At 48.7% G+C, this 13,501-nt stretch carries 11 protein-coding genes; 8 read left to right on the forward strand and 3 right to left on the reverse strand.

Annotated features, from left to right (window positions below):
• Positions 1-54: 54 nt before the first annotated feature.
• Positions 55-405: a DUF3243 domain-containing protein gene (locus M2277_RS18275; RefSeq protein WP_006206996.1), complete on the forward strand. Its 351-nt coding sequence runs from the start codon at positions 55-57 to the stop codon at positions 403-405.
• Between the two features lie 173 nt (positions 406-578).
• Positions 579-1,829 carry a hypothetical protein gene (locus M2277_RS18280; RefSeq protein WP_280755305.1) on the forward strand — a complete coding sequence of 417 codons (1,251 nt, stop codon included), beginning with the start codon at positions 579-581 and terminating at the stop codon, positions 1,827-1,829.
• Between the two features lie 30 nt (positions 1,830-1,859).
• Here the strand turns inward: M2277_RS18280 and M2277_RS18285 are convergent, their stop codons facing one another.
• Complete coding sequence (locus M2277_RS18285; RefSeq protein ID WP_006206994.1) at positions 1,860-2,396, reverse strand: hypothetical protein; 537 nt, start codon at positions 2,394-2,396, stop codon at positions 1,860-1,862.
• A gap of 331 nt (positions 2,397-2,727) precedes the next feature.
• On the opposite strand from M2277_RS18285, the gene M2277_RS18290 reads away from it, so the two are divergent.
• Positions 2,728-3,207: a glutathione peroxidase gene (locus tag M2277_RS18290; RefSeq protein ID WP_006206993.1), complete on the forward strand. Its 480-nt coding sequence runs from the start codon at positions 2,728-2,730 to the stop codon at positions 3,205-3,207.
• Positions 3,208-3,303: 96 nt separating this feature from the next.
• Here M2277_RS18290 and M2277_RS18295 read toward each other — a convergent pair whose 3' ends face one another.
• On the reverse strand, positions 3,304-3,939 hold the full coding sequence (locus M2277_RS18295) for an SDR family oxidoreductase (RefSeq protein WP_036640059.1): 636 nt from the start codon (positions 3,937-3,939) through the stop codon (positions 3,304-3,306).
• Between the two features lie 459 nt (positions 3,940-4,398).
• Between M2277_RS18295 and M2277_RS18300 the strand changes: the two genes are divergently transcribed.
• From M2277_RS18300 to M2277_RS18315, 4 genes are all read left to right on the forward strand, one after another.
• Positions 4,399-5,760, forward strand: a complete 1,362-nt coding sequence (locus M2277_RS18300; RefSeq protein ID WP_280755306.1) for an FAD-dependent oxidoreductase — start codon at positions 4,399-4,401, stop codon at positions 5,758-5,760.
• Positions 5,761-5,968: 208 nt separating this feature from the next.
• A complete protein-coding gene (locus M2277_RS18305) occupies positions 5,969-6,565 on the forward strand; it encodes a DUF4352 domain-containing protein (RefSeq protein WP_280755307.1) in 597 nt (198 codons plus the stop codon).
• 248 nt (positions 6,566-6,813) lie between these two features.
• Positions 6,814-7,407 (forward strand): TetR/AcrR family transcriptional regulator, encoded by a 594-nt coding sequence (locus M2277_RS18310; protein WP_280755308.1) that lies wholly within the window; start codon positions 6,814-6,816, stop codon positions 7,405-7,407.
• A 113-nt stretch (positions 7,408-7,520) separates the two neighbouring features.
• The gene (locus tag M2277_RS18315; protein ID WP_280755309.1) at positions 7,521-8,768 is read left to right on the forward strand and encodes an MFS transporter; all 1,248 of its coding nucleotides are present in this window, start codon (positions 7,521-7,523) and stop codon (positions 8,766-8,768) included.
• A 1,931-nt stretch (positions 8,769-10,699) separates the two neighbouring features.
• Here the strand turns inward: M2277_RS18315 and M2277_RS18320 are convergent.
• Positions 10,700-12,115 carry an amino acid permease gene (locus tag M2277_RS18320; RefSeq protein ID WP_063478030.1) on the reverse strand — a complete coding sequence of 472 codons (1,416 nt, stop codon included), beginning with the start codon at positions 12,113-12,115 and terminating at the stop codon, positions 10,700-10,702.
• Positions 12,116-12,378: 263 nt separating this feature from the next.
• Here M2277_RS18320 and M2277_RS18325 point away from each other — a divergent pair, with 263 nt between their 5' ends.
• On the forward strand, positions 12,379-13,254 hold the full coding sequence (locus M2277_RS18325) for a formate/nitrite transporter family protein (protein WP_148248643.1): 876 nt from the start codon (positions 12,379-12,381) through the stop codon (positions 13,252-13,254).
• Positions 13,255-13,501 lie beyond the last annotated feature (247 nt).

The following is a 13,501-nucleotide window of genomic DNA, read 5'->3' on the forward strand; positions in this document are numbered from 1 at the left end:
ATGAGCACGGTTAAGTACAGAGCGTTACCTAGTCGAAGACAAGGAGGCGTTATCATGTCTGAACATAATCATGTTGTGAATAAGAATGGTGAACTGGATGTGAGTAAGGTTGACCATGCGCTGGACCGAATTGACGATGGGGATAAGGAGCGGATTCTGGCTGACTTTGATGCCTTCCAATCCTATTTGAACAAGCGAATTCAGCTTGCTGAGAGCATCGGTTTGAATGAAGAGCAGCTCGCTCAGGCCGCAGAGAAGGTAGCAGGTTACCTGGCGGCAAATGAGGAGCCCCGTAATTCCGAGGAGAAGCTTCTTCAGGAATTATGGAAGGTTGGTACACAAGCGGAGCAGCATCAGCTGGCTCATCTGCTTGTTAAACTGGCTCAGAACCGTACGGCTCAGTAAGGCGAAGAATGAAACGAAAACCTTCCCCGGCCGCTGTCGGGGGAGGTTTTTTGGTTCGGAACAACGGCATGAAACCATAAACATAATTTATGGGAGGCAGGGCCTTGTTTCATTTTCGTTACATATTGTTTTCTCCGATAACAACAATAGAATATAAGGAGGGAGTTACCTGAATGTCTCTGGTGATTCATGAGCAGAGAAAACCCCAAATGCAGCCCTTTTATTGGGTGATTACCTTCGAAATGCACGTGCTGGGGCTGCTCCTTAGCTTGGTGCTAACGATGGGACCCTTGATTCTGCTGTACCTCTGGAACCATGTTTGGTCCTGGATAAGTCTAGCTGCCATACCTGCAGGCATCTTTATGGGAGCTAAGCTGTTTAGAAGCTTGAAGGGACATGTCTGGAACAACACACATCTGGATGAGTACTTGTTATATGAGGATCATGTGGAGTACGAGAGGTGGGACCCAGAGTCAAAAGATTCATTCAAGGGGAGCCTATGGCTCGGCGATGTGAAGGAAATATACTATGGAAGGTATATTTTTTCATTTAGTTATGCCTATAAGAAGAGCAAAATGAGCGAAACACTGCCTATGGCAGAACTGATGCCAGTCCTGTATCTCGTGGGTACAGGAGAGCAGGGGGACCGGACGGTGGCCATTCCTTTTACCGATCCGATGGATGCCAACCGCTGGCTGGAGGTCATAGGTCGGCGGGACCTTCCGATATATCTGACCTCGATCATCGTTCAGGATCTGGCAGATGAATCGGTTGCCGATGTGCTTCGCGAAGACGAGGATTTGGAACAGACCGCATTCGATGGCAATATAGAGCGGCAATATCGGCCTTATCTGGACCGTCTCTTGCAGGAGAGCGATGAGGAGCGGGAACTGACGGAAGAAGAACTGAATCAGCTGGAATACGAGATGAAGCTGTACCAATACGAAGAGGCGCTTCAAAAGCGGAGATCGGCGTTTCGCGGAACGGGGCTGCTTGCCTGGCTGGTATTCCCTGTTCAGTTCGGCATCGCATTCTGGTTGACCCGTGCGGCAGAGCAAGGTACCGTGGATCCGGAACAAATGCTGTACCCGATTCTTCTTCTTGGACTTTTCTCCATTCTGTTTTTTGTTCTGGTGAAATGGATGCGCTGGCTGCAGATTCTCATCTTCCCGGGGGTCACGTTCATTACGTTTGTTTTTTTGGACTTCTCCGAAGTTGAAACCGACCCTTCTTACCAGATGTCGAGCATGCTGCTTGCCATGACCATGCTGTCTCTGCCGGTGGTTACTCTTATCTATTTGGGTATAAGGCATATGCGCAAAGGCCGTGACATCAAGAACCTCCCGCCCATCCCAGAGCCCTGCCAGCCTGTGTCCCAAACGAATGATGCAGGTGTCAGGCCAGAAAATCATCTGTCAACTTGAGCTTGATAATATAAACGAAGAACGCAGCCCTCATACCTCGGGCTGCGCTTCATAATGGAATCGATACGTTGCCATGGGGTGGCTGGTGAACGTGGAATCCAGCTTTTTCTTCTCACCCGGTTCCAGTGTCACGCCTTCGTAGGTCTTGATAAATACCTCTTCATCCTCGCTGTCGTAGAGGTAAACCCGGATATGACCACTGAATGTTTGAGTCGCATGATAGTTGCCTGCATAGACCACGATATCGGCGTCATCCTCATTCTTATATGCACCGACATAAGCGATGACGTAATCCTGAGTCCCATGAAGCTGACCGTTTGCTTGTTTGTCCTCATAACGCTGATCCAGGCTTTGTATCATCGTTTCTTCCTTGTACAGGGATTCCTGGGTGATCAGGCCGATCGGGATCGTCAGCATAAAGTAGAAGATGAGCGCTGAGAGCCCTGTGCTTCGCAGCACCGTCTTCTTGTCATATCCGCCCATGATCAGTCCGATAAATGCAATCAGGACCATGAGTAGGACGATGAGATGCCATGGAGATAAAAACATTTCGGGGTATAATTTCATTGCTCTTGCCTCGCTTATGTATGAGTATATGATGGATACATAAGATCCAACCCTCTCGGGTCATTACCCTGCTGGCCTGCTGTCTAAACATGCTTGTTTGTCATCAAGTATATGTCCGTTCATTATGGCAAAGCATGCAATGTAGGCTGCAGTTCATAGTACCATTCAATTCGATACAAAAGGATACACTTTATGCTCTTTATGGCCATATCAGAACCGGGATTTGGTTTGACGGCATTTATTCGGTATGATGGAGGGAGACCACAAGGCTTCAGCGTCACGGCAGGAGTCTAATGTCCATTCAAAACAAAGCCGGGGAGGAGATCCAAAGATGTCAGTTTATGAATATCAAGCAACAAACCCATCAGGCCAGGAAGTTTCACTCGATCAGTATTCAGGCAAGGTTCTGATTATAGCGAATACGGCAAGTCAATGTGGTCTTACGCCACAATATGGCGAGCTTCAGCAGCTGTATGACCAGTACGGCCAGCAAGGGCTGCAGGTTCTTGGCTTCCCGTGCAATCAGTTTGGCGGACAGGAGCCGGGGACAAGTGAAGAGGCAGCATCGTTCTGTCAAATAAACTATGGTGTGAAATTTCCGGTTTTCGAGAAGATTGATGTGAACGGGGAAGGGGCGCATCCGTTGTTTCAATATTTGAAATCGGAGCAGCCAGGACCGAATGAAGGCGGGGAGATCGCCTGGAATTTTACGAAGTTCCTGGTGGATCGTGAGGGTAACGTTGTTCAGCGGTTCGAACCGCGCGACACACCTGAATCGATGAAGAGTGCTATCGAATCACTGCTGGGTTAAAGGCAGAATATATCGCTAATATAACAGGGCTGTTTCCTAACAGGGCGTATTTGTCCGCAGGAGAACAGTCCTGTTTTTTCTTTTGGAACGAATATATTAACTTGAGGCTAACTCCTTCAGGGCATCCTCTATATGACGCTGGCCTTGAATCAGATCAAACGTGGTATTCTCCGTCTCCGGCAGTGAAAGACATAACACCGCGGCATGCGCAACATCATGACGGGATACGGGCCCGGCCTTCGGGAGATTGGAATCCGCTTCAACTGTTCCGGCAGGCTCATGATTCGTTAATTCTCCTGCCCGAATGATGGTGTGAGTTAGCGTACTCTCGGCAAGAATGACTTCTGCCTTATGCTTAGCGAGCAGATATGGTTTCAGCTCAGGCAGGTTCCCCGGATTCTTGGTCTCCATACAGCTGATCATAATAAAGCGTGGAATCCCTTCAAGCACGCACTGCTCGATCAGCCGGACGGTGCCGATTTGATCGGTCTCCTGCGGATCCTCGGTGACCCCGGCCCCCACTGCACAAATAACGGCATCGACGTCCTTCAGGCCCCCTGAATAAGTCTGAGCCAAATCGCCGACAATTCCTTCTGCACCTTCCTGCTCCATATTTCGCTTATGATCCTCATCCGGAATGAGACCGCGCACTTGATATCCTTTCTGTACAAGGAGCTTCGCAATCAGCCTTCCGGTTGTTCCACCGGCTCCAGCAACAAATACGGTAGTCATCTCCAAACACCTCCTGCACACTCATTACCCGCTGTCGGTTGTTTCAAAAAGGGCATATTCTGTTATTAATAAGAAAACCTGTTTGAGGCCTCATGCTTCTAATCTCACTTATCGGAACGACATCTGTTAGCTTGCCCTGATTTGAAGCCGGTATGCTGAGGTTTTTAAGGTCCATTTATACGATGCTCACGTTGTCAATCTCATCGGCAATTGTCATCGCATCAGTCCATATTTTTCATCACTCACACCATGTGAATTTATGAACAATGTGTGAAATTCGAGATTGCCTATTGATATGTGAAATAAATCACATTATAATGAGACTATAAAGTGAAAATATTCACAATAATATTTCCAGTCGCTGCATTTAAGTTCATCAAGGGTTACCAAGCATGAATCCAGTCAAAACAGCTCATCTTAAACAAATATAAAGCTTCAAATTTGGAGGAGGAAAAAACCATGAAAGTTGCCGTTATCGGTTGTACCCATGCAGGAACGTCCGCCATTGTAAATACCGCCAATCTTTACCCCGATGCACAGATTACCGTTTATGAACGCAATGATAATATCTCTTTCCTGTCGTGCGGCATCGCGCTTTATGTCGGGGGCGTTGTAAAAGATCCTGACGGATTGTTCTACTCTTCACCTCAGAAGCTCGACGAGCTGGGTGTTGAGACCAAGATGAAACATGAGATTATTTCGGTGGATACAGATCGCAAAATTTTGAAAGTTCGTAATCTGGTTACATCGGAAACCTTTGAAGATACGTTTGATAAGCTGATCGTAACAACTGGATCGTGGCCTATTGTGCCTAAGCTTGAGGGCATTGATCTGAATAATATTCTGCTCTGCAAAAACTATAACCATTCCAACACCATCATCGAAAAGGCACAAGGTGCGAAGCGCATTACGGTGGTTGGCGCAGGTTACATCGGCGTGGAGCTTGTAGAGGCTTTCCAGCAGAACGGCAAGCAGGTCACCCTCATCGACAGCGCCGACCGCATTCTGAACAAATATCTCGACCCTGAATTTAGCGGCAAGGTGGAAGAATCCTTCCGGGAAAAAGGGATCGAGATGGCGATGGGTCAGACGGTAACCTCTTTTCAGGGGGAGGATGGCAACGTGAACAAGGTCATCACCGACAAGGGTGAGATCGACACGGACCTGGTTATCCTCTGTATCGGCTTCCGCCCGAACACGGAGCTGTTGAAGGGGCAAGTGGATATGTTGAAAAATGGCGCCATCGTTGTGGATCAATATATGCAGACCAGCAAGCGGGATGTGTATGCGGCGGGCGACTGCTGCTCGGTCCTCTACAATCCGACGGGGAAAATGATGTATATTCCTCTGGCCACCAATGCAGTACGGATGGGTACGCTTGTTGCCCGCAACCTCGTGCAGCCGACAACGCCTTATATGGGCACCCAGGGGACCTCGGGATTGAAAATATACGAGCACAACATTGCATCGACAGGCTTAACCGAAGGATCTGCCAAAGACGAAGATCTTAAAGTGGAGACAGTATCCATAACGGATCACTACCGTCCGGAGTTTATGCCAACCTTCGAACCGGTCACGCTGAAGGTGGTATATGAACAGGATAGCCGCCGGATGTTGGGTGCGCAGATCATTTCCAGAGTGGATATGACACAGTCCATCAACACGCTGTCGGTATGCATACAGAATCGCATGACTATCGACGAGCTGGCATTCATCGACTTTTTCTTCCAGCCGCATTACAACAAGCCGTGGAACTTCCTGAACACGGCTGGCTTGCAGGCATTGCCTGAGATCGAGACGAAAGCTCCGATACATTCTTAATGAGACAACGTTGGAAGACCCCCTGATTCGGGGGTCTTTTTCTTGTTTAAGAATAATCGCGCAAGCAAAACTTCTTCTGAAACGCTTCCGTCTTCCATAAAAGGGAATCGATCGATTTATGTTTTTATGAAGGATTCAGGGTTTTTAAGGCGAAATGGAAATGGTCCGCACATTTAGATATAGTCTTTCAGAGAGGTAGGATAATGGAATGAATAAAAAAGTTATGATGGTCGCGGCTGTGTTGTTTTCCATGCTGCTGACAGCTGCTTGTTCCAATGATCAGGCCGATTCCCCGGCAGAGACTCCACCGGCCGTTGTGGGTAACGAGGGGGCGGATGAGAAGGATCCGTCTGCAGAAGAATCGTCTACAGAACCGATCCAAGAGGATAAGGAATCAACTGCAAATACAGATGTGAAACCGATTGGCGAGCCTGCGGCTGTGGGCGACACGGTGGATTATCACGGCGCGGTCATTACGCTGAACAGCGTACGCGATTCGGAAGGCGATGAATACTTAAAGCCTCAGGCTGGCCATACGTTTAAGGTTGTCGAGCTTACTGTGAAGAACAATGGACAGGAGCCGCTTGTCATATCATCAGCGCTGTCTTTTTCCTTGACGGATTCGAGTGATCTAAACTACACGGTCCCTATTACGGATGATGTGAAGATGCTGGATGGTACGGTTGCACCAGGCGGAGAATTAAAAGGTGAAATTCCGTACGAAGTGAAGCAGGGTGTTCAGGGGCTGCAGCTAAGTTACGGCGATCCGATGAAAGAAGGAAGGGCTATTTGGACAGTGGAATAATGGAAGCTTCATTAGAATTGATTGTGAGATGGAAGGGATTTTGCTGGGCAGGGCAGAACCCTTTTTTTTCTGTGCATCTGTTGCTGACTTTACACGGGGAGATGTTTTCAGTATGATTATGAGTAAACCGCATAGTCGGTTTCTTGTGAGGGGATGGATTCCATGAACCTTGACTTTCATTTTTATTAAGGGAAAGGTCTTGGCTTTGCGGCTAAGATCGTTATTCCAGACAAGGAGTGCTTACATCTATGTCTTCAGAAAAAGCGCAGCGAAAGCGGGATTTGATTCTGGATAAAGCGAAAGAGCTGTTCATTCAGCGCGGGTATGCGGCTACATCGATGGATGAACTGGTCAAATATACAGGTGCCAGCAAGGGCAGTATTTATTATCACTTCGAAAGTAAGGAAGATTTGTTTGTCAAGCTGCTGGCAAAGCAGAATCAGGAATGGATGGAAGGCTGGAACGATAAAATAGCCCATTACACCAATTTCGAAGAGAAGCTGTATGGAATAGCCGATCATATGGTTGATGATTTTCAGAATCCGCTGACCAAGATTGCGGAGGAGTTCTATATCAATCAGCCGGAGAATAAGACGATTGTGGCCGAGATGCTTGCTATTTTGCAGGGTCCGCGTACGCTGTACCGAGAGATTATGCTGGAGGGTGCGCGCGAGGGACGGATATCGGAAGGGGATATCGATGAGATCTCTATTATTTTTGGAGCGCTGCTGGATGGGTTGTCGATTTCTTACTATGAACGATCCCAGGAGAAATCAAGGATTTTATACCGCAAGGGCGTTACGTACTTTTTAAAAGGTGTGTTAACGAATGGAAGGCCGTAGTTTACATCAAAAAATAATCAGAAGCGTGTTATCGTTCTTGGAACGGACAAAAGGCGTTTCTGTAATTATACTTAAACCGAACAGTCGGTTTTATATTAGGGGGGGATGGAAACATGAGGCAATTGTTTGGAAACCGTGCGTTTGTACTGCTTATGGTCTCTGATTTTATGCAAAATATAGGGATCTGGATCCGCAACATGGCGCTGTTGTTCTTCATTATGGAAAAGAGCAACCATGACCCGGTCGCCGTATCGCTGCTTACGGTCATTGAGTACGTACCGATTTTTGTCATCTCCATGATCGGTGGCGTGCTGGCAGACCGTTGGCGGCCGAAGCGGACGATGATATGGGGCGACGTGTTAAGCTTCTTATCTATCCTGCTTATTCTGTTCGTGGTATTAGCGGGATACTGGCAGGCGGTGTTTGCCGTTACGCTGGTATCAGCGGTTGTGTCGCAATTTTCGCAGCCTTCGTCGATGAAGATCATCAAGCGGTGCCTGCCGGATGAACACGTGCCAGCGGCTACAGCTTTATCCCAGACGTTGATGTCGCTGTTTATTATTTTGGGTCCCATGGTTGGAACGACGATTTATCAAACTTTTGGCCTTCTAGCTTCATTAATAAGCCTGCTGGTTCTGTTCGCTGCTTCAGCGATCGTATTAACCTTCCTCCCTTCGAGTGTAGATCACGCACCGGATACCACAGAATCTGCCCGTTCTTTACTGAAGGATATGAAGGCCGGATTTTCTTACATCGCTTCCAGTCGATTGCTGAAAGTGCTGCTCGTGGTCTACATGGTATTGGCGCTTGGCAGCGGACTCGTACAGCCTTTGGATATCTTTGTCATAACGGAGCGGCTCCAGCTGGATATGTCCAGCGTCCAGTGGTTTACGGCTCTGGAAGGTCTGGGCATGCTGATTGGCGGACTGATCGCCGCTGTTATTGCAGGTAAGGTAAAAGGCACCTACTTGCTGTTTGCAGGGCTTTCGTTTCTGGGACTCTCAACCTTTGTAGAGGTGCTGTCCCAGTGGCCGATGCTGACCGGCACGATGCGATTTTTGACCGGGGTGCTGATGGCGATGGCTCAAACCGTATTAATGGCGGTAATGATGCAGCAGGTGGATGAGAAATTCATCGGTCGGCTGGGTGGCGTGATGATGCCGGTCTTTACCGGCATGATGCTGATCGGCTCCGGGTTTACGGGATGGTATATGTCGGCAACCTCGATTGTTGTGGTGTATTTCACGGCGGGAGCCCTCTTCCTATTGTCGTCCTTCATCAGCATGAAGCTTCCGATTTCCAAGGAACCTGTCCAGGAGGCGGAAGCGCCTGTAAGTGTAAACGCCACGGTCAAGGTGTAACCTCTGGGAGGAGAGTCGCTGGCCTAAGTCGCAGAATGGATGAAGAGCTGCTGATTACTCTGATTCTGTACAGAAACTGCAAGTTAGGTACAGCGCACGATAAGCGGACTGAATGTTGGCTCAATCTGACATGGGGGTGCACATTCCTCCATCTCTAACGGACCTCAGAAGCGTTATTTGCGCTAACTATACTTTCTGGATTTCTGCTTTATTTAACATTTCGGCACACTCTCATGCATACCAGCTCCATCTCTAACGGACCTCAGGAGCGCTATTTGCACTAATTAGCTTGATCTAACATTACGGCATGGTCTCATGAACACCAGATCCACCTAACGGACATCAGAAGCGTTATTTGTGCAAATTAGCTTGATTTAACATTCCGGCACTCTCTCATGCACACCAGCTCCATCTCTAATGGACTCCAGAAGCGTTATTTGTGCTAATTGGCTTCTATTGTAAACGTAACGGACACCAGCGTCGCTATGAGGCCAGATAAAAGGACATTTCCCATCAAATTGACTTAATAACGACTCTCAGGTCCGTTAGAATTCAAAAAGCTAATTTTTCCGCCCAATAGCGTCTCTCCAGTCCGTTAGACCAGTCCACTGGGCTGGTGTACTCCTGAATGTGAGCTCAATCTAACATTGGGTTACACTTTCTGGAAGCTAGGTTGATTTAACATTTCGCTACACTCTCATGTACACCAGCTCCATCTCTAACGGACATCAGGAGCGCTATTTGTGCTAATTGGCTTCTATAGTGAACGTAACGGACACCAGCGGCGTTATGCAGCTTGATAGAAGGCCGATCCCCATCAAATGGGCTAAATAACGCCTCTCAGGTCCGTTAGAATTCAAAAAGCTAATTTTTCCGCCCAATAGCGTTTCTCGAGTCCGTTAGACCAGTCCATTGGGGTTGGTGTAGGTGTACTTCTGGACGTGAGCTCAATCGGACATTAGGATGCACTTTCTGGAAGCTAGGTTGATTTAACATATACGGCACGCTCTCGGGACACCAGCTCCATCTCTAACGGACTCCAGAAGCGTTATTTGCGCTAATTAGCTTATATAGTAAACGTAACGGACACCAGCGTCGCTATGAGGCCAGATAGAAGGCCGATTCACATTAGATTGGCTAAATAAAGCCTCTCAAGTCCGTTAGAATTCAAAAAGCTACTTTTTCCGTCCAATAGCGTCTCTCCAGTCCGTTAGACCAGTCCACTGGGCTGGTGTCTTCTGGACGTGAGCTCAATCGGACATTAGGATGCACTTTGTGGATGGTTAGCTCCATCCAACATTGGGGTACACTTTCTGGAAGCTAGCTTGATTTGCCATTTCGGCACACTCTCATGCACATCAGCTCCATCTAACGGACACCAGAAGCGTTATTTACGTTAATTAGCTTGATCTAACATTTCGGCACACTCTCATGCACACCAGCTCCATCTCTAACGGACTCCAGAAGCGCTATTTGCGCTAATTAGCTTCTATTATGAACGTAACGGACACCAGCGTCGTTATGCAGCCCGATAGAATGCCAATTCCCATCAGATTGGCTAAATAACGCCTATCAGGTCCGTTAGAATTCAAAAAGCTACTTTTTCCATCCAATAGCGTCTCTTTAGTCCGTTAGACAACCAACTGCCCTATAGTTCTAAAACGAGCAGACTTATCAACAGTTACGGGTATTCTGTAAACAACGGTTTTTCGGTAAATAACGGTGATCGGGTACAGCAGCATATTCCATAAAAAATAGCGGTGTATGGGTTTAATCCACACACCGCTATTTTGCGTACCCTTGCTCAGATTGAGCAGGCAAATTGCTCTAATCAAAGAATGTTGTCTGAACCAATAAACAGAGGTGCTCTAACGTCCGGCGGTTATTCCTATCATCCCAAGTGGTTTGACATCCTATCCTGTAAGGGTGATCTACTCGTAACCGGATGAGTCGCCTTTTGACAATGCGCTATGCCTGTATCCGTATATAGCGTAGATGACGACACCGAGTCCGATCCATACAATGAACCCGATCCAGGTAATCCACTGCAGCGTGGTCAGCAGATAGAGACAGCTGGCAACAGCAATCAAAGGCAGCCAAGGCACAAACGGCACGCGGAAGGTGCGTTTTAGATCCGGATGTGTTTTGCGCAGCACAATGATGCCGAGCGAGACGGTAATGAAGGCAAAAAGCGTGCCGATGCTGGCCAAATCCGCCAGGTTGCCAAGGGGGACAAAGCCGGACAGCAGGGCGATGCTGATACCGGACACCCAGGTGCTGAATTCCGGCGACTTCGTTTTCGGATTGACCGAGCTCATCCGTTTCGGCAGGAGTCCGTCCCGGCCGAGTGCATACAGCAGTCGGGACTGTCCGAACATGACACCCATCAGCACGGTGGTGAGTCCAGCTATGGCCCCCAGCGAGATGAAATAGGACATCCAGTCCTGCTCGATGTAGAGCAGCGCAAAGGCAACCGGGTCTTTCACATTGAGCAGGTTGTATGGTACGAGTCCTGTCAGCACCGCGGTAACCGCAATATATAACACGGACACAATCAGCAGGGAACCCAGAATGCCGATCGGGAGGCTTTTCTGTGGATGCTTGACTTCTTCGGCTGCCGTTGCAATGACATCAAAACCCACGTAGGCGAGGAAGGCAATGGCCGCTCCCGTCATGACACCTTCCATGCCAAATGGCAGGAACGGCGTCCAGTTATCCGGTTCTACATAGAATATCCCCACGCCGATAAACAGCAGAATGACGGCAACTTTCAGATAAACCATGAAGGTGTTAAGCCTTGTCGATTCCTTGGCTCCGCGCGATACAATCCACGTGATCAGAAGCGCGATAAATACAGCGGGCACATCCACATAGGTACCGTTGGCCGGATTAAAGGCATTGGTTATCGCGGTTGGCAGATGTATCCCGAAGCCCGCGAGGATGCTCTGGACGTAACCAGACCAGCTGCTGGATACCAAAGCGCTGGCGAAGCCGTATTCCAGAAGCAGGTCCCAGCCCATCAGCCAGGCAAAACCTTCGCCAAAGGTTGAATAGCTGTACGTATATGCACTGCCCGCCACCGGTACGGTGGAGGCGAATTCTGCGTAGCAGAGTGCACAGAAGGCGCACACCAGCCCCGCCAGCAGGAACGAAACGATTAATCCCGGTCCGGCATGGGTTGCGGCGGTGACGCCGGTTAATACAAAAATCCCTGTTCCCACGATAGAACCCACGCCGAGGATGATAAGGTCCATGGCACTGAGTTGTTTTTTTAATGCGGAACGTACTTCCCCACCTTGCATATTAGGGATCGGCTTCTTGCGAAGCAGATTGTGTTTCAAGCTCATAAATGGAGTCTCCTAGATGTTTATTTAGATAGATTTCCCCGATGTGTGACCCATCCATTCGACATTATAAAGAAAAACGAATTTCTTTGAAAGGGGGAATGTCTCATCTGAAGGCTGTCCTCCCCTGATGGACACAAACGTGACATAATTCACGTTCAAGGTGATGAAGCTGCGTTACAATGAAGGTAAACGATAAATAGGAAACCAAGAGCTGCATCGGACATACCCAATAGAACGAATGCAGGAGGAATGAGGAAGAGACCATGGCCTACTACAAACCTGATCGTATCGCAGAAATTACCGTGGAGACCGGTGTGAAAAAAGCACGCAATTCCACCTTAAATGTTATGATACTCGGCTTTTTGGCAGGGGCATTCATTGCGCTCGGCTTTCTGCTGGATATCCGCGTTATCGCCGGAGCATCTCCGGCCTGGGGAGGGATTGCCGGTTTTATAGGTGCGGCGGTATTCCCGGTCGGGCTTATTCTGGTATTGCTTGCAGGCGGAGAACTGCTGACGGGCAACATGATGGCGGTGTCCTTGGCCAGATTCAAGCAGCGGATTTCCACCAAGGAACTGATCCGGAATTTAGCGCTTGTCACGGTAAGCAACTTGGCGGGGGCATTGTTTGTTGCCTATTTCTTTGGCCATGTGACCGGGCTAACAGGCAGCGGCGTATACTTGGAGAAGCTGGTTAATATGGCAGGTCATAAGCTGGACGACAGCTTCCTGCAGGCGTTCTTGTCCGGCATCGGGTGCAACTGGCTTGTTGCGCTTGCCGTATGGCTCTCCTACGGATCGGATCAGATGAGCGGCAAAATTCTGGGGATCTGGTTCCCGACCATGGCCTTTGTAGCTATCGGCTTTCAGCACGTGGTGGCAAATATGTTCCTGATCCCGGCAGCGATATTCGAAGGTTATTACAGCTGGGGTCAGTATTTCATGAACTTCGTTCCGGTATGGCTTGGCAATTTTGTGGGCGGCTCGCTGTTTGTGGCCGCTGCTTACGGGTCTGTTTACTTGAAGAATAGCAATAGGGCGGAGGAGGTATCCGGCATTCACCATGACGCCGCAGCCGTGACAACGACTCCTGCTGCTGGAAGTCCTCCTGAGGTTCATTCAGCACAACAGGTATCATAATAAATTCAGTATCGATTGCAGAAAATCGCGGGCACCAAGGGAACGTCTACCATAAAAAGCAAATTCGCCATGCCGGTCTCGGGGGAGGAGACACGGCATGGCGAATTTTTTGGGAGTGGTCCATGATTTGGCAAGGAAGAGAAAGGGTCTGGGTTCCTCTTCTTTGCTCTTGATAGGAATATACCCGGCAGGGAGAAGCGTGAATCACCCTATTTAGAAAAAAATGTATGACTTTACTGGAACCCTG

The sequence above is a fragment of the Paenibacillus sp. LBL genome (genome assembly GCF_029893715.1).
Classification (GTDB): Bacteria; Bacillota; Bacilli; order Paenibacillales; family Paenibacillaceae; genus Paenibacillus_AQ; species Paenibacillus_AQ glucanolyticus.